16 protein-coding genes are annotated in these 16,841 nt (G+C 52.6%); 9 read left to right on the top strand and 7 right to left on the bottom strand.

Annotated elements, in window-relative coordinates; genetic code table 11:
• The first annotated feature begins 49 nt into the window (after positions 1–49).
• Complete coding sequence (locus F459_RS0106870; protein ID WP_020612003.1) at positions 50–1,168, top strand: aminopeptidase; 1,119 nt, start codon at positions 50–52, stop codon at positions 1,166–1,168.
• 40 nt (positions 1,169–1,208) lie between these two features.
• Here the strand turns inward: F459_RS0106870 and F459_RS0106865 are convergent, their stop codons facing one another.
• The 7 genes from F459_RS0106865 to F459_RS0106835 all read right to left on the bottom strand — a co-directional run bounded on the left by F459_RS0106865 (position 1,209) and on the right by F459_RS0106835 (position 8,616).
• Complete coding sequence (locus tag F459_RS0106865; protein WP_020612002.1) at positions 1,209–1,928, bottom strand: TIGR03943 family putative permease subunit; 720 nt, start codon at positions 1,926–1,928, stop codon at positions 1,209–1,211.
• Positions 1,925–2,848, bottom strand: coding sequence for a permease (locus F459_RS0106860; protein WP_020612001.1), 924 nt, complete (start codon positions 2,846–2,848; stop codon positions 1,925–1,927). The genes F459_RS0106865 and F459_RS0106860 overlap by 4 nt, the downstream gene beginning before the upstream one ends.
• Before the next feature lie 7 nt (positions 2,849–2,855).
• Positions 2,856–3,350: a SixA phosphatase family protein gene (locus F459_RS0106855; RefSeq protein ID WP_020612000.1), complete on the bottom strand. Its 495-nt coding sequence runs from the start codon at positions 3,348–3,350 to the stop codon at positions 2,856–2,858.
• The gene (locus F459_RS0106850; RefSeq protein ID WP_245540107.1) at positions 3,347–4,291 is read right to left on the bottom strand and encodes an adenylate/guanylate cyclase domain-containing protein; all 945 of its coding nucleotides are present in this window, start codon (positions 4,289–4,291) and stop codon (positions 3,347–3,349) included. Before F459_RS0106850 ends, F459_RS0106855 begins: the two co-directional genes overlap by 4 nt.
• A gap of 88 nt (positions 4,292–4,379) precedes the next feature.
• Positions 4,380–5,147: an energy transducer TonB gene (locus F459_RS0106845; RefSeq protein ID WP_245540106.1), complete on the bottom strand. Its 768-nt coding sequence runs from the start codon at positions 5,145–5,147 to the stop codon at positions 4,380–4,382.
• 18 nt (positions 5,148–5,165) lie between these two features.
• Positions 5,166–7,148: a TonB-dependent receptor gene (locus F459_RS0106840; RefSeq protein ID WP_020611997.1), complete on the bottom strand. Its 1,983-nt coding sequence runs from the start codon at positions 7,146–7,148 to the stop codon at positions 5,166–5,168.
• A gap of 289 nt (positions 7,149–7,437) precedes the next feature.
• Positions 7,438–8,616 carry a MalY/PatB family protein gene (locus F459_RS0106835; protein WP_020611996.1) on the bottom strand — a complete coding sequence of 393 codons (1,179 nt, stop codon included), beginning with the start codon at positions 8,614–8,616 and terminating at the stop codon, positions 7,438–7,440.
• Between the two features lie 127 nt (positions 8,617–8,743).
• Here F459_RS0106835 and F459_RS0106830 point away from each other — a divergent pair, with 127 nt between their 5' ends.
• The 8 genes from F459_RS0106830 to F459_RS0106795 all read left to right on the top strand — a co-directional run bounded on the left by F459_RS0106830 (position 8,744) and on the right by F459_RS0106795 (position 16,828).
• Positions 8,744–9,994, top strand: a complete 1,251-nt coding sequence (locus F459_RS0106830; RefSeq protein WP_020611995.1) for an ABC transporter substrate-binding protein — start codon at positions 8,744–8,746, stop codon at positions 9,992–9,994.
• Complete coding sequence (locus tag F459_RS0106825) at positions 9,994–11,028, top strand: iron ABC transporter permease (RefSeq protein WP_020611994.1); 1,035 nt, start codon at positions 9,994–9,996, stop codon at positions 11,026–11,028. Before F459_RS0106830 ends, F459_RS0106825 begins: the two co-directional genes overlap by 1 nt.
• Positions 11,028–12,077: an ABC transporter ATP-binding protein gene (locus F459_RS0106820; protein ID WP_020611993.1), complete on the top strand. Its 1,050-nt coding sequence runs from the start codon at positions 11,028–11,030 to the stop codon at positions 12,075–12,077. The genes F459_RS0106825 and F459_RS0106820 overlap by 1 nt, the downstream gene beginning before the upstream one ends.
• A 52-nt stretch (positions 12,078–12,129) precedes the next feature.
• Positions 12,130–12,507, top strand: a complete 378-nt coding sequence (locus F459_RS0106815) for a RidA family protein (protein WP_020611992.1) — start codon at positions 12,130–12,132, stop codon at positions 12,505–12,507.
• A complete protein-coding gene (locus tag F459_RS0106810; RefSeq protein ID WP_020611991.1) occupies positions 12,497–13,933 on the top strand; it encodes a Sapep family Mn(2+)-dependent dipeptidase in 1,437 nt (478 codons plus the stop codon). The genes F459_RS0106815 and F459_RS0106810 overlap by 11 nt, the downstream gene beginning before the upstream one ends.
• A 131-nt stretch (positions 13,934–14,064) precedes the next feature.
• Positions 14,065–15,018, top strand: coding sequence for a carbamate kinase (arcC, locus tag F459_RS0106805; protein ID WP_020611990.1), 954 nt, complete (start codon positions 14,065–14,067; stop codon positions 15,016–15,018).
• Between the two features lie 160 nt (positions 15,019–15,178).
• Positions 15,179–16,465: an aminotransferase class I/II-fold pyridoxal phosphate-dependent enzyme gene (locus F459_RS0106800; RefSeq protein ID WP_020611989.1), complete on the top strand. Its 1,287-nt coding sequence runs from the start codon at positions 15,179–15,181 to the stop codon at positions 16,463–16,465.
• A gap of 6 nt (positions 16,466–16,471) precedes the next feature.
• A complete protein-coding gene (locus F459_RS0106795) occupies positions 16,472–16,828 on the top strand; it encodes a winged helix-turn-helix domain-containing protein (protein WP_020611988.1) in 357 nt (118 codons plus the stop codon).
• Positions 16,829–16,841 lie beyond the last annotated feature (13 nt).

Below are 16,841 nucleotides of genomic sequence, written 5' to 3'. Positions count from 1 at the left end.
AAACACCTCCTTGTATTAATATAAAAAAATCCGTAAGGAGCGGCAAGAAATGAAAGATCAACGACATGATGAGCTGGCGAAACTGCTGGTCGAATACTCTATCCGCCTGCAAGCGGGGGAGCGCTGTCTGATTCAGAGCGTCGATGTTCCTGTTGAAATGGTGGAAGCACTGATTCGTGCAGTGTATGCGGTGGGCGGACATCCGATCGTTAATATGACCAGTGAACGGGTCCAGCGGGCCCTTGCGGCGGGAGCAAGTGCCGAAAGCATTGCCTCGCTTGCTGAGACCGAATCGGACCGCATGAAAAAGATGGATGCCTATATTGGGATCAGGGCTTCCTGGAACGAGCTGGAGATGGGGGATATCGGTGCCGATCAGCGCAGCCTCTATCGAACCGATTACGTGCAGCCCGTTCATTTCGGTATTCGGGTGCCTCACACGAAGTGGGTTGTGCTCCGTTATCCTACGCCAACCATGGCGTATCAGGCGGCAATGTCCACCGAGGCCTTTGAGGATTTCTACTATCGAGTTTCCGTCGGAGTCGATTATGCGGCAATGAGCCGGGCCATGGATCGGGCCGCGGATTTCATTTCCCAGGCAAAATCGGTCCACATCACCGGGCCTGGGACCGATCTCCGCTTTTCTATCGAGGGCCTTCCTGCGGTCAAGTGCGACGGGAGCGCCAACATTCCCGACGGGGAGGTGTATACCTGTCCTGTTCGTGAGAGCGTTGAGGGGACGATCCTGTATAATACTCCTTCTACTCTGGATGGATTTACCTACCGTGATATCTCTTTTCGATTTGAAAAGGGGCGGATCATCGAGGCAAAGGCCAATGACAGTGAACGTATCAACCAGGTGCTTGATACGGATGAAGGGGCACGCTATATCGGGGAATTCTCCTTTGGATGCAACCCCTGGATCGAAAGTCCCATGGACAATACCCTTTTCGACGAAAAGATTGCGGGGTCGTTTCACTTTACACCGGGGAACGCCTATGACGACTGCGACAACGGGAACCGCAGTGCGGTCCACTGGGACCTCGTTTGCATTCAGCGGCCGGAGTGGGGCGGCGGTGAGATCAGCATCGACGGCGAATTGGTCCGGAAGGATGGCCGCTTCGTCCATGAAGCCTTCCAGGCCCTGAATCCCGATCGTCTGAAATAGCGATAGAGGAATCGTTGTCTGCGGTATACTTTCTCTTGTGCTAAAGGTCGGGATACACCCAGGGAAGCTCCGGCGTCGGTATAGGGCTACAGCGCTCTGTTTCGATTGCCGGAACCCTGTAGCTTTCTCCCGTTGAGGGGTTGTAATAGCTGGTTTCGGTGATGCGCCCTGTTATCCGATACCACTGGCTTTCTTCTGTTATGGCAGGCAATACTTCCGGGTTGTGTATCAGAAAACCGATGGTAAGAGCATCCGCCGCGCAGCACCACATCAGCATTCGTCCGAGCAATACCTGCCCCTCCTGAAGTCCTGCTCCGGTATGGATAAAGCCGTCGACCGTGATCTCTCTTCCCATATAGGCTTCATGATGATCATAGAGCGCTTGGTACCACGAGTAGTAGTGTTCCTGGTCCAGCACGATAGGCCCCTCCTGCGGAATCGCCTCTTCCGCTTCTTCCTGCCTTTGAACCGCCGGCTTCTGTTTGTTCACGATGGATACGGCCTGGCTCCCCGAGGCTTCCGGAAACCGTGCAGTATAGATTCCCGGAAGAAAAAGCAAGGGGAGGAAAAAGGCCAGCATGCCGTCCTTCGGCGCTGGAGCGCCTGTGATGGCAAAGAGAAGAAACAAGGCCGATGCGGCAAGCAGCACAGGGATGTAGCGGGGGGCGAGAAGAAACCTTACCCGGTCGGTGGTCACAAGCGTGAGAAAAACTGCCGCATAGCAGAGTGAGGCAAGCCGCGTAATCCATGAACCCCTCATGCTATAGCCGCCGTTACAAAAACCGTTCCCACGATAATGATGATGAGAAGGATGACCTCCCGCCGAGGAAAAGAACGGAAAAGGAGAAGGGTGTTTTTCAGGTCGAGCATGGGACCGAGAATGAGAAACGCCAGTATCGCTTTTTGTGAGAACCACGGCAGATAGCCTCTGGCGATGAAGGCGTCGGCTTCGGAGCAGACCGAAAAGAGAAAAGCCAGCACCATCATGATAATTTCGGAAAGGATCGGAATCCTCCCAATCTTCATGAGCGATTCCATGGGGATGAAACTTCGTGCCGCAGCGGTGATCACGGCCCCGAGGAGAAAATATCGCCCCATGAAAAAAAACTCTCCGGCGACCGACGATATAAAGGCCTTTATGCCGTGCTTCTCATGTAGCGTTGCTTCGCAACTGCAGCTTGCGCAGCCGCAACTGGTGTCATGATTGTCCCCGCTGTGTTTGTGGTGTAGATGCTTTTTCTTTTCACCGCTGGGGGAGGGCAGAATGAGCAACAACAGCGCACCGATAATCAGAATGGCCACCCATCCGAGGATGAACCTGCCGGCGATCACCTTAGCTTCTCCTCTGAAGGCGTAGGCGGTTGAAAAAATGACTATCGGATTGATCAGAGGCACCGCTATCATAAAGGTGTAAGCGGCCGCGGGAGAGAGCCCCTTTTCTCTCAGGCTGCGTGCAACAGGTACGATGGCACATTCGCAGAGGGGAAATATCAGTCCTATGAGTGATGCAAGCAAAATTCCGAAGATCGGTACCGCCGTGATTCGCTCTATGGTCTCGGGTTTCAGATAGTAGCGAACAATGGTCGCAATCAGCGATCCCAAAAGGAGAAAAGGCAAGGCTTCCGCTATCATTGCCCAGAGGATATAGGAAAAAAGCGCGTAGGAGTTGGCCGCATCCATTATTGGCTCATTTCGCTTTACGCGCAGAATCCCGATGAAGTCGTCCTCCGGATAACGGCCTTAATCCGGCGTTGAGTGATTCCCACTGGTCGATGGGAAAATCAAACCAAACAATATCTCCCGCAGACATTCCCGTGTTGCTGTTCTCGAAAAAAGCGGCAAGTTGTTCCATCGCCGGATTATGCGCCACGACAATAACGGCCGGGGCCGATGCCGTGCCCGCTATCAGGTTCAGATAATCGTCTGCTGTTCCTGTGTAGAGTCCCGCAAGCGGGACGGGGGTGGAACATTGGGGGAGGGCTGCTGCCATGATGCGGGCGGTTTCAAGGGCCCTGGCAGCCTCGGAACAGAAGATTTGACGTGGCAGCGGGCTAAGCTCTATGAGCCGGGCGGCCATTGCCTCGGCATCCATACGGCCCTGAGTGGTCAGTTCTCTATCGAAGTCCCGTTTACCATCGCCATGTTCCGGCTTTGCATGGCGCATGAGATAGAGTCGTTTCATTGAAGCGCTCCTTTATATTTCCAGGCCGTTCGTTCTTCAAAAACCCCGTTCTCCTTAAAAAGAGAACGTAAAGACTTCGGAAGGGAGCCGATCAGCTCATCCGATAGGGATATGCTGCCCGGATCGGTACCGTTTTTTTCCAAGTGGGCGGCATAGTTGATGGTTTCCGAAACGATCTGTCCGGTTTCATCTGCGAATTTTACTTTCCCGGTATCCAGGCCGATCCTGAGACGAATGATTTCGTTGATCGGCTTGTCGGGGGAGGCATTGAAAACCCCGATGAGGCTTTGCACCTCCAGGGCGAACATCACGGCACGCTGCTGATGCGCTTTAAAGGTGAAAGCGAGAATACCGCCGTCTCCTGCCCAGTTCCAGATTCTGCCATCGTAATCCTCCAAAACCTTTCGCAAAAAGGCCCAGAATCTGAAATAAAGCTTTTCAGCCTTCTTTATTCCGTGCTTTTTTACAATGGCAGAATTCCCGACAATATCGACACTCGCAATGGTCATGTCGTAACGCTTTCCCTTCTTTAAGGCACCCCAATTTGAAAGCTCCGAAGGATCTTCCCTGAGCTTACGAATTTTACGCTTCTTTTCATCGTAAACTATCCCCGAATAGATCATCATGTTTCTCATCTCTTCGATGCCTTCGAGATTCACGGTTTTCCCGAGAAGCTGATTTCCGTCGATTTCTATTAGAAGTTTCAAAAGCCGTTCTTCATATCCTTTTTGCTCACATTCCTGGATAAAGGCAGTTGCCGCTTTCCTGGTCGGAACGGTTATATGGGGATCGAGGCCCAGGATGGTATGGGAGCAATAGTGGTTCATAAGAAGAGATCCCAGCTCATCTATTTGGTCAGGTTTTAGTGATTTTGTCATCATTTCTGCTATGTGATTGTGTAGTGACGGGTCGAGCATGCTATATCCTTTCGAAAAGCTCATGTTGTTGCTATTGTGCCAAAGCAGTATACTTCGAAGCCTTTTTTCAAACAAGAGAAAAGGGATTGCTTCACTGGATTGCTTTATCGAATTAGCTGTCGCTGAGGGTATACTCTACCTCGATTGAACATTGTATCTGTTCGCCGGGAGCGATGTCGAAGGGGAAAAGCGATCTGAGAAGGGCAAGGGCCTCTTTATCCAGCAGCGAGCTTCCTGAAGAGCGTTGGAGCAGGCACTCTTCGAGGCTTCCGTTGGGCGCTATCGAAAGCCTTACCGCTACAAGGCCTTCTATTCCTCTGTTTCTGGCTATGGGAGGATAGGTGAAGTTTCGTGATATGCGGTTTTTGAGAATCATGAGGAAAAGGTCGGAAACATCGGCTACATTATCGGCGCCCGCTTCCTCCCCGGTTTCTGTTGAGCCTTCATTGACGTGACGGTATGCCTGTTCCCTTCCTCCTGCCGTTCCCTCATGAGGACGAGGTATCGTTTCTGGCTCTTGTAAAGCGCGGGAGTGTGTAGATGAGTCGTACGTTTGTTGATGTTCTGTTGACTTTGAACCCACCTTTGCCGGTGCCTCGTCTTGCTTTTGAACGGCAGGTGTTTCTACTTTCGGCGGGGAAGTTTCCCGATCTCCCGAATCGGGCAGGGACTCTGGCCTGTCCTGAGTGACAACACGTTTTTGCTCGGGTGATCCGAGATCCAGATAGAGCTCGGAGATCTGCTTCTCCATGTGGGATGGATTTTGAAAGAGTGCACCATCCAGCCATCTTCCGAAGCAAAGAAAAAAGAGAGCATGGAGCAAGGCAGCCGCGGCTATCGCCACCGCCTGCCTCCTGTGTTCTTCAAGCTGCTCAGACACCTTTGCCGACATCCTTATCTACAAGCTATAGCGTCCGCTCAGGGTCCATGATCTTCCCTGACCTGGGTAATAGCTGCTGGTGTCCGACCAGCTGTTGTAATAGACGTAGGATGCATAGTTTTCATCCAAAAGATTATCGACTGAAAAGATGATGGTAAGGTTACCCATTCGTGTTGTGGGTTTCCAGCGTAAAGATGCATCGACTATAACATAGCCGTCGACCTTTTCCTGGGTATTGGCATTATCACCCCCCTGGTAAGAGGAGCCGTGGTAGCTTGTTCCAAGCTCCGTTTCAAATCGATAGGGGAGGGCAAAGAGCAGCGATGCTCCGGCTACATGCTTGGAAACAAGGGGAATTTCTTTGTCTTCGTTGTCCCCGTGTATAAAGGTCGGTAACACATAGGCGTAAGAGCCGGTCATGGTCAGCCATGGTTTCGGTTTCAACGTTAACTCTGTCTCGCCGCCGATTCTCCGGGTCTCATCCATGTTTTCATTTTGAGAGGTGGCCGTATTATAGACAATTTCATCTTTCATGAGATTGAGATAGGCCCGGCCCTTTATTTCGAGCAGGGAAGAAATTTTTAGCGAGCCCCCCGTTTCGAAAAGGTAGCCCTTTTCCGCTTCCAGGTCGGGAAGGAATGTTCCGTAGGTTATCTGTTCATCGGTAAAGGGATAACGGAAGACCCGTTCGTGACGCAGATAGAGTTTTGAATTTTCGTCGGGGTTCCAGCGCAGGCCTATGGACCAAGCCGGGCCGATGTGCCACGCATTATCATCGTCGGTAAAGATATCGGCACCGTCAAAACGGAAACCTCCGGAAGCCCCTATGCTGTCGCCGATCTTAACCTCCATATTCGTGTAGCCTCCAAGGGAAAGGAGAGAAACCTCTGTCTCGGCCGTGGCGTTATTTCGTTCGGCCGAATCGTATGTGCTGGAGTCGAGATAACTGTACTTCGTGTCGATTCCTGAAACCATGGTGATAGGGTAGTGTTCCCCGGCAGTGGTTTCGAAGCTTGCCTGGGGTTGAAAACTTAGCGAGTGATAGATGTTGTCGTAATAGCAGCTACCCCATGACGGCATATCCGGGGAGAAATTTTTATACTCATAGGCCAGGAGGCTATCGAAAAGCAGCTTGTCCGTTGCCTGATATTCGCCGTGAAGATCTGCCGAGAGGATGTGTTCGGTAGACTCGTCGGCCTGATTGACGGCCTCGGTGGGATCTTCCTCGAACTGATCCTTGGTAAGACCGCCCGGCATCTGGTAATAGTTGTAGCTGTAGCCGAGACCGAGATCAAGGACCAGGTTGCTCGTGGGGTAAAGGCTTCCTGTTATTTTCCCGTGGGCTGCCTGTTGTTCGCTGCTATCCCGATAGCCGTCGCTCGAATAATAGTCTCCGCTGACGCAGAGTGATCCACTTCCCTTCGCAACCCCGGCGGAGAGGGCTTCCATAAAACTCTGGTAACTTTCCAAGGTGCTCGAGATGCTCAGAGACAGGGGGGCGCTTTGCTTTTTTGTAATGATATTGATGACGCCACCTATTGCTCCACTTCCGTAGAGTACCGAACCCCCACCGTGGAGGACCTCGATCCGCTCAATGGATTCCAGCGAGATAGACTGCCAGTTGATCGAGCTCATATCGGGATTGTTGAGCCGTTTCCCGTCTACCATTACCACAACCCTGCCGAAGGAGCTTTCTCCGAAACCGCCCATGGAAATTTGGCTCTTTGCCGTTGTGGAATCACTGCGGAACTGAACCCCGGGGACCCTTTCCAGCAGATCGACAATAGATGTAACTCCGCTTTCTTGTACTTCATCGGCAGTGATGACAGTCACCTCCGCGGTAGTCTCGCTCTCTTTCGTCGGAACCCTGTTTGCGGTTACGACAACGCTGATTTTTGATGCTTCTCCGTTTTCTGCCTCTTCCCCGGCCCAGATGGGAATGAGCCCAAACAATATAAGGGTGAAAACGAGAATGACGATTGAAATGAATCTGTGGTTCATGTAGCCTCCGGAAGGAGGTAAAGAGACGAAACCTGCTTTTGCGATTGGTTGCAAGCATGTCACTTTACCGTTCCCTGTACGTGAGAGATGCGGTAATGAAGGTCGAAGTGACCCCTGACGGATAAAATCGTCTTCCGGCTTACGACCTTGTCATGATCGCTTACGGCGGCACGCCCGCATCTGATTTTCACAGATTTCCGTTATTTCATCCGTCATTATCAATGAAAGCGCCAGTATAACGCGCCATCACTATTCGATATTGCATTTTTTTTCAAAAAAATGCAATACCTTATGCTTGCAGAACCGCCGCCACCTTCTCAAAAGCCTGTAGTAGAAGCGTTCTTGAGCAGGCAATATTGGCCCTGAGAAAACCCTCGCCCGAAGTGCCGAAGAGCGATCCCGATTCCAGCCAGACTCCCGCTTCATCGATGAATAAGCGTTCCAGCTGCGAGCTTGTCAAACTGCTCTTCGCTAGAATCGGCCGAACATCAAGCCAAAGCAGGTATGTCGCCTCCAGGGGCATGACGGTGATATCAGGGATATTTTCTTTTAGGAAAAGGGTCAAGGCATCCCTGTTACCCATAATGTATTTCAATGTCTCCTCGAGCCATGCCTCGCCCTCTCGGTAGGCTGCTTCGCAGGCAACGGCGCCGAAGCAATTGGGCAGATCACCGCAACTTCGCTTGAGTTCCTCGCGAAAACGCTTTCTCAACCGACTATCGGTGATGACGATGTTGCTGGTTGCAAGTCCCGGAATATTGAAGGTCTTACTCGGTGCCGTACAGAGAACTGTCTGTTCCGCGACTCCCTCATCCAGCAGAGGAAAGGGTGTGTGGCGACGGGGAGCGTCAGGCATGACTAAATCGCAGTGAATCTCGTCGGAAACCACGATAAGCTTATGCTGTTTCGCGATGCGGGCAACATCTTCCAACTCTCCGGGATCCCACACCCTTCCGACAGGATTGTGCGGGCTGCAAAGGACCATCAATTTTGCAGAGGCGGCCATCTCTTCGAGCTCTTGAAGATTCATGGTGTAGTATCCGTGTCTTTCAACAAGATTATTGACCATGAGATTTCGGCCATTATCAGTAACAGCCGAAGCAAAAGGGTAATAGACCGGATTTTGGATGATGACATCGTCTCCCGGTTCGGTAAAGGCCCTTATCGCGGCATGTATTGCCGGAACGATTCCCGGGGATATGGTAACGCTCTCTTTTTCTATCGAAAAATCAAACCTCCTTGAGAACCATCTGTCGAGTTCCCGGTAATAACCGTCGCCTGCCATGGTATATCCGAATATGGGATGGCTGTTCCGTTCGGCAATGGCCTTGGTTACCGCTTCCGGAGTCGGAAAATCCATATCTGCAACCCATAGGGGAATTTGTTCGGGGGCGCTTTCATGGGGTTTTTGATCCCATTTGATCGACCCCGTTCCCCGTCTGTCCGGTGTTGTGTCGTAGTTGTTCATGAAAAGATAGTACGGCGCTCAGGCAGAAGAATCAATACTTTTGTATTCTTCCTGCATCTGGTCAAGAAACAGCGGAGCGACTACAATAATTGGACAGTCGAAAGTAAGCGGAAAGGAGTATGGCTGCTTGAAACCATCTTTACGTACTGTTTTTATCCTTTGTCTGTTGAAAATCGCCTTCCTTCCTCCATATCTTTTTGCATCCGGAGTGCCGGAACCTTCTTCGTCTGTCGTGGCGGTGGAGGTTCCCGTCGAGCGGAAGGGGGACGGGGCATATTGGCAGGATCCCGTTTTTCGGATTTCACCCCGCTATGCAAAGGGATTTTCCGTCCGTTACAGAACCTCTGGTTCCGGCGAATATGCCCTTCTCTCGGTAGAGCGTTCCTGGGCTGGTGCTGCGGCGGCCCCCGCCCTTTATCTTTTACTTCCGCCGGATAGTGAGGTTGATACAGATACTCCGGAGTTTGCGGGAGCTCTTCCTGTCAGAATTCCGGTGCACTCCATAGCAACCCTCTCCTCAACCTATCTTCATCCCCTGGTGATGTTGGGGCTTGCCGATGCCGTTGTCGCCCATGATGCAATGAGCTCTGTTGGGGATGAGGAGATTTTAGAACGTTTTGATGTCGGAAAGATTGTCGAAGTCGGCAACGGCCCCGGACTTGATATCGAACGGCTTCTCATGGCAGCACCCGATATCGTTATGACTACCGGTGCCTCCGGGGAGTGGAACCTGGTACCGCTGCTTGCAAAGGGGGGGCTGACGGCCGTACTCAATGGCGATTATCTCGAGGCATCTCCCCTTGCGCGGGCGGAATGGATCAAATTTATCGCACTCTTTTTTGGTAAGGAGCAGGAAGCAAAGGAAATCTTTTCCACGATCGAAAAACGCTATCGCGAAACGGCTGAGCTTACCTCGGATCTTGTTTTTTCCGATAGGCCGACGGTCCTCCTCAACAATCCCTTCGGAGGCAGTTGGACCGTTCCCGGAGGGGAGAGTTATATGGCCCGCCTGATTAAAGATGCGGGGGGGCGCTATCTATGGGACGATGTTCCGGGAACCGGCAGCGTTTCTCTTGACCTGGAAGCGGTTTTTCTTCGGGCGTATGATGCCGATATATGGCTCCACCAATACGGTTGGAGTTCTCTTGGTGATGTTCGTGCCGCCGACCCTCGATTCGCCGATTTTCGGGCGGTTCGAAACGGGGCGGTGATCAATAACGATAAGGCGCGTACCCCGGGAGGCGGCAATGAGTTTTATGGGTCGGGAATCATTCGCCCCGATCTGATATTGTCCGATCTGGTTGCCATCTTTCATCCCGACCTTCTGCCCGACCACCACTTCGTCTACTATCGCCCGCTTTCTAAGGAGGGGCGGTAATGAATAGAATCTTTCAATGGAGCGGATTGCTGTTGCTTCTTTTGCTTCTTTTGCTGGCTGGAATCCTCTTCGGTTCGGTGGATCTTCCCTTGTCTACGGTGTGGAGAGCGCTATATACTACCGGTGGGGTTCCCGAACAATGGAGAACCATCATCGTCGAATTCAGGCTTCCCCGATCTCTTACCGCCCTTTTAGCCGGGGCAGCTCTCTCCGTAAGCGGTCTTTTCATGCAAACGTTATTCCGAAACCCCCTTGCAGGGCCTTCTGTTTTGGGTATCAATGCGGGTGCAAACCTTGGGGTCGCCCTGGTGGTTCTCAGCAGTGGTATCGGAGGCAGCGCCGGCCTGCTTACCGGGCTTAACGGTGCCGGGCGCTGGAGCCTCGCCATTGCCGCGGTTTGCGGCTCTCTGCTTGTTCTCTTGATTATTCTTGCTGCCTCCAGAAGAGTGGCCTCCGTCACCGTGCTCCTGCTCTTTGGCATCCTTTTTGGCTATGCCGCAAATGCCCTCGTTACCCTGCTGATCCATTTTTCCGCTGCCGAGCAGATCCACTCCTATATCACCTGGAGTTTCGGGAGCTTTGCCTCCACGAGTTGGGACCATCTGGCCGTCATGGCTCCTGTCCTCGGTCTTGCCCTGTTTGTTTCGTTCATGATTGCCGGCCCCTCCGATGTGATGATCCTTGGACAGGTCTATGCCGTAACCATGGGAGTTCCGATCATTGCTGTACGGGGTGCCATGATAGTTTGTACCGCTCTTCTTGCCGGAACCGTCGGGGCCTTCTGCGGACCCGTTACCTTTCTCGGCGTTGCCGTTCCCCATCTTGCCAGGGGGATCTTTTCGGCTTCGGATCATCGGACTCTGATTCCCGCCTCCGCCCTTTCGGGGGCTTCGGTTGCTCTTGCTGCGGATTTGATAGCACGGCTGCCGGGCAGTAATCTTTCCCTGCCGTTAAACGCCGTCACCAGCCTCTTCGGGGCACCCGTGGTGATGTATGTGCTCCTGCGGGAGCGAAGCGGCTCGGGGGCCCTGTAATGCGGAAGCCGATTCTGTCCACTCATGCCCTGGTTACCGGATACCGCAGTCGGCATCGCGAGCGAATTCTCGGGCGACTGCCTGATCTTGAACTGTATCGCGGTGAGATGGTCTGCCTTATCGGACCCAATGGATCCGGGAAATCAACGTTGTTAAAGACCCTGACAGGGGTGATTCCTCCTCTGTCGGGGAGTATCTATCTTTCCGAGGTCCCGCTTCTTTCGATAAGCGCCGGGGATCGTGCCCGCTCTATTGCAGTTGTTCTTACCGGCCGCCCAGATTCCGGCTTTCTTACCGTGCGGCAACTTGTTTCCATGGGACGCTATCCCCACAGGCGTTATGGTACGGGGACGAAAAAAGAGGATGAGGCTATCGTTGACCGTTCTCTTGTTTTGGTCGGAGCAGAAGATCTTGCCTCCGTGAGGGCCTCCGATCTTTCCGATGGAGAGTTCCAAAAGGTCATGATTGCACGGGCTCTGGCGCAGGAGCCGGAGCTCCTCGTTCTCGACGAGCCTGCTGCTTTTCTCGATCTTACCCGTCGGGTCGAACTCATGCATCTCCTTCGCACCATTGCCAGGGAGGAAGGGACCTCTATCCTGCTCTCCAGCCATGATCTCGAACTCGTGCTCCGTTCAAGCGACAGGGTGTGGCTTATGGAACAGAGAGGGGGAATGCGTTTCGGAGCTCCCGAGGATTTGGTGTTAAGCGGCGTGCTGGAAGAGGTTTTCCATGGCGAAGGGGTCAGCTTCAATCGGGAGCTTGGGGCCTTTGTTGCCGACCGTCCTGTTCTGGCTCGTGCCGTTGTTGATCTCTCGGACGAGGCGGAGGCACCAATTAAGATGTGGACCGGTCGCGCTCTTTCCCGTGTCGGCGTGGCTTCCGTCGAGGATGGTGATCGGGAGCATGCCGATTTCAGGATACGTATCCGTCGTGCAGAGACGCTTTGCACCTGGGAAGTGGAGGATGAGAACGGGGTTAGAAGCTTCACGAGCCTCTATGATCTCTCCCGGGCCTTGGATCAGGAAAAGGGGATAGCGCGACTGGACTGACATTTTGATTCGGGCTATCATCGGTAAAAGCATATGTTTCGGGAGGTTCTTCATGCATAAAGCAATTAATGCTCCAGGCGCACCGGCCGCCGTCGGTCCCTACAGTCATGCCGTACGGGCGGGAAACCTGGTGTTTACTTCGGGGCAGCTCGGATTCGACAAGGATCGTGGTGAGCTTGCAGAGGGTATTGAGGCGCAAACACGCCAATCCTTTGAAAACCTTATCTCTGTGCTTAAAGCTGCGGGGAGCGGACTTGATCGGGTAGTGAAGGTGATGGTCTTTCTCAACAGCATGGACGATTTTGCCGCAATGAATGGGGTATATGCCTCCTATCTTTCCGAACCCTATCCTGCGAGAAGCTGCGTCGAGGTAGCCAAACTTCCCCTCGGGGGATTGGTTGAAATCGAGATGGTAGCACTTGTCGATTAAGGGATTCCTCGAAACATCATGGGATCAATTTCTTTCTGATCTTGACGAATTTATTTCAATAGAGAGCATCGAGGGGGAGCCTTTACCTGGGGCCCCCTTCGGACCTGGGCCTGCCGCTGCTCTTTCGTGGTACCTTTCCCGGGCCCGTAGCTTCGGTTTTCATACATCAAATTTTGATGGATTTGCCGGAGAGGTCCTCTGGGATCCTTTTGAGACTGGAAACGCCGGAATCGGGGTGATAGTCCACGTAGATGTGGTCCCGGCCTACGGTACATGGAGCGTCCCCCCGTTTCGCTTGAGCCGTAACGAGGGGAAATTGTTCGGACGAGGGGTCTTCGACGACAAAGGTCCGGCCCTGGGGATCTTGTATGCCCTTGCTGCCCTCCGTGAAGAGGGATTTCTCCCCTTTCAACCGATCCGTATCATTCTCGGCACAAACGAGGAAAGCGGTATGCAGGGAATTGCCGAATACCGTCGCCGTCGTCCCGATCCTCATCTCTCCTTTACCCCCGATGCTCCCTTTCCCGTTGTCCGCGGCGAGAAAGGCATCCTTGATTGTGAGTTTGTCTGGGAGCTTTCTTCCTCACATTCTGCGGAAGATGAAGACTCCATTGTGCTCCTGGAGCTTGAAAACGGTCCCGATGCTTCGGTAAGGTCGGTCCCCGCCTTCTGCCGTATGCTCCTTTCCGTTCCTTGCCGCCTGCTTGATGATTTTCGCGGTTTGGTGGAGCAGGAACCTATGGTTGATTTTGCCATTCCAAATGAGCTTAAACCCTGCAGGGTCGAACTCCGTTTTTCGGGTGTGGCAGCCCCCTCGACCACGCCCTGGTTGGGGGTGAATGCGCTTGTCGCCGCTCTCTCGTTTCTTGATCGCTGTGCTGTGAGGATACCTCTTGCTTCTCCCTTTGACCGCATCGCCGCCTTTGGCACCGCTTCTCTGTTGGAGCAGTTTCACGGGGAGGGCCTCGGCCTTGGTGAGCTTTCCGATGAATCCGGTAAGGTTTCCTGTAATCCCGGGCTTGCCTGCCTGCAGTCAGGCCGCTTTTCGATTGTGGTCCAGCTTCGTTATCCCATAAGCGCCTCTCCTGATTTCGTGACCGGGATGATCCGTAGCAGTCTTGAGAAATGGGGCGGGCATGTTCTTCCGCTCCGACATCTGCCTCCCATCTCCTTTCCCGAAGGGCTCCCCCTTGTCGGGAAGCTCCTTGCCTCCTATCGATCCATATCCGGAGATATTTCGGCCCGCCCCGTTATCATGTCCGGTGGAACATACGCTCGTGCCATGAGTAACTGCGTCGGGTTCGGTCCCCTCTTTCCCGGCTCGGAATTGACGGCCCATAAGGCTGATGAATATATCACCGAGGCCGACTTACTGAGTGCCGTTGAGATCTGGTCCGATGCTGTTATGACTCTTTGCATGGGGTAAACGGTCCATTTTGTACGATTTTCGAAAAAAAATATGTTGCAAGCTGTTGCGGTACTTGACGTAGCCCTCTTTTTCTGCTTTGAATGGAGCCAAATTTCCCATGCATTTTGCAGCGGATGAGGAGAGTTCCAATGGCTGGTGAAGTAATCGTTATTGCTCTCGGCGGAAACGCCATCAAACAAGCCCATGAGACGGGCACGACGGAAGAACAGTTTCTCAATGTGGATAAGACTGCCGAACAGATCGCCAAAATTGTGGAGTCGGGATATAAACCGGTTATTACCCACGGAAACGGCCCCCAGGCAGGCGCACTTCTGATACAGCAGGAAGAGGCCAAGGCGAGTGTTCCTCCTCAGAGTCTTGCCGTTTGCGGTGCCATGACGCAGGGACAGATCGGATGGATGATGCAGAACAGAATAGCCTTCCACCTGCAAAAAGCAGACCTTACGGCTTCCGTCTGTTCTTTAGTGACGCAAGTTGAAGTAAGCGCGGATGATCCCGATTTTCAAAATCCTTCAAAGCCGGTAGGCCCTTTTTATAACGCAGATGAGGCGGTACGGCTGGAGCGCGAAAAAGGATACAGGATAAAAGAGGTTAAGCCCGGCGTTCACAAGGGATGGCGTAGGGTCGTGCCCTCTCCTGAACCCATATCAATCCTTGAAAAGGAAATTATCCAGGACCTCGTACGACATGGTGCACTTGTGATAGCTTCCGGCGGCGGTGGAATTCCCGTTAAGAAAGAGGATGATGGTAGCTATTCCGGGGTGGATGCTGTTATTGATAAAGACCGTGCCGGTTTTTGCCTTGCCCAGGTAGTATCCGCCGATATTCTCATGATTCTTACCGATGTTGAGAAGGTATGCATCAATTTCAATAAACCGAACCAGCAGGAGCTTGGTGAAATTACGGTGAACGAGGCAAAGGCTTACATGACAGAGGGGCATTTCCTTGCTGGAAGCATGGGGCCGAAGGTTGAGGCGGCGATCCGGTTCGCCTCGTGGAGCGGAAAAGAAGCGATTATTACCAGTTTGGATAAGGCACTGGATGCCATTGAAGGGAAAACGGGGACACACATACGGGCCTGATTTTCAGTATGTTTTTCTTTGAAGACATAGTAGGGGCAGGGACGCCGGATGACCGGCGTCCCTTTTTTGTGGGAAGCTGGGAGGAAAGAAATTGCGCGGCCCCCGGGAAAATGCTACACTAAGGCCAGCGAAAACTGGAAGTGAAAGAGGTATAGGTCCGATGAATACAATTGCACATGAACTGAACGAGCGTTTGGAAGGAAGTACTGCGTATCGGCTCTTGTCCGATTTTGGAAAACGGTTTTACTTTCCAAAGGGGATCGTTGCTCAATCCGCAGAGGCGAAGCAGAAAGCCCATCGCTTTAACGCAACGGTAGGAATGGCCACAAAAGGGCCCGTACCGATGTACCTGAAGGGAATCAAGGATCTTGTTCCGGGAATCGAGGAACAGGAGATATTTCCCTATGCTCCGACCCCCGGTGTCCCCGAGCTTCGTAAGCTTTGGAGAAGCGAAATGGACCGGAAGAATCCTTCTCTCAAAGGAAAGAACACGAGTCTTCCCCTTGTTACCAGCGGCCTAACCCACGGAATTTCCGTTGTTTCTGACCTTTTTCTCGACGAAGGGGACAGCATCGTTGTGCCCGATATGTTCTGGGGCAATTATCGTCTGATATTCGAGGGCAGGAACAAGGCGAAAATTCTCTCTTTTCCCTTTTTCAATGATGAAGGCGGGCTCCATGTTTCCGCCCTTAAAGATACCCTCGAATCGGTCGAGGGGGATAAGGTGGCCCTCATCCTCAATTTTCCGAATAACCCCACCGGTTACAGTCCCTCCGAACGTGAGGCCGACCAGATCGTGGCCGTTCTCAAGAGCCTTGCCGATGAGGGAAAGAAGGTCCTGTGTATTACCGATGATGCCTATTTCGGTCTCTTCTATGAAAAGGGAACCTGTACCGAGTCGCTTTTTGCACGACTTGCCGATCTTCACGAGAATATTTTTGCCGTGAAAGTGGACGGTGCAACCAAGGAGGAGTTCGCCTGGGGTTTTCGGATCGGTTTCATCACCTACGCCGGTCATGGAATGAGTGGTGATCAGTATGAGGCTTTGGAAAAGAAAACCATGGGTGCCATTCGATCATCCATCAGTAATTCAAGTAAGATTGCTCAGAGCCTCTTGCTTCGGGGCATGAAAGAGCCGGGATATCTCGATCAAAAGCAGGAGGCTTTTTCCATTCTTGAGGCCAGATACCGCAAGGTCCGTGATGTTGTCGGCCGTTTTCCCTCCGATGCGCCGCTTCAGCCCCTTCCCTTTAACAGTGGTTATTTCATGACGTTTGTCTATAAAGGCAATAGTGAAAAACTCCGGCTTCACCTTTTGGAGAAGTATGGAGTCGGGACCATATCGATTCAGGAGAAGTATCTCAGGATCGCCTATTCCAGTGTGGAGATCGAAAACCTTGAAGAACTCTACCAGACGATACTGAAAGCGGCCGGTGAGGTGCTGTAGTACGCCATGGATTTGAAACTCAAGATCTACTTTGTGGATGAAGAGGGTGAAAAGTTTATGGGCGCCGGGGTCCTCTGGCTTTTAGAGGGGATCCGGCGCCACGGTTCCATCCGGAAGGCGGCTAAAGAGATGAACCTTTCCTACGCCAAGGCCCATATGATGATGCGCAGACTGGAAGAGGCCCTGGGTAGACAGGTTTTAAGCCGACGCAAGGGGGGCGAAGCCCGGGAGGGGGCGGTCCTTACCGAGTACGGCGAGGGGTTCGTTGAAACCTATCTCACCTTTGAAAATGAGATAAAGCATTTCTCAAGGGGAAGTTTCGCTAAATTTGTCGCCGAGATGGATGAGCGCTTTCCCGAATAATACTTTTATTCTG

The sequence above is a fragment of the Sediminispirochaeta bajacaliforniensis DSM 16054 genome (genome assembly GCF_000378205.1).
Classification (GTDB): domain Bacteria; phylum Spirochaetota; class Spirochaetia; order DSM-16054; family Sediminispirochaetaceae; genus Sediminispirochaeta; species Sediminispirochaeta bajacaliforniensis.
Note: the sequence above shows the minus strand (reverse complement) of the source record. Positions and strands in the feature narration are given on the sequence as shown.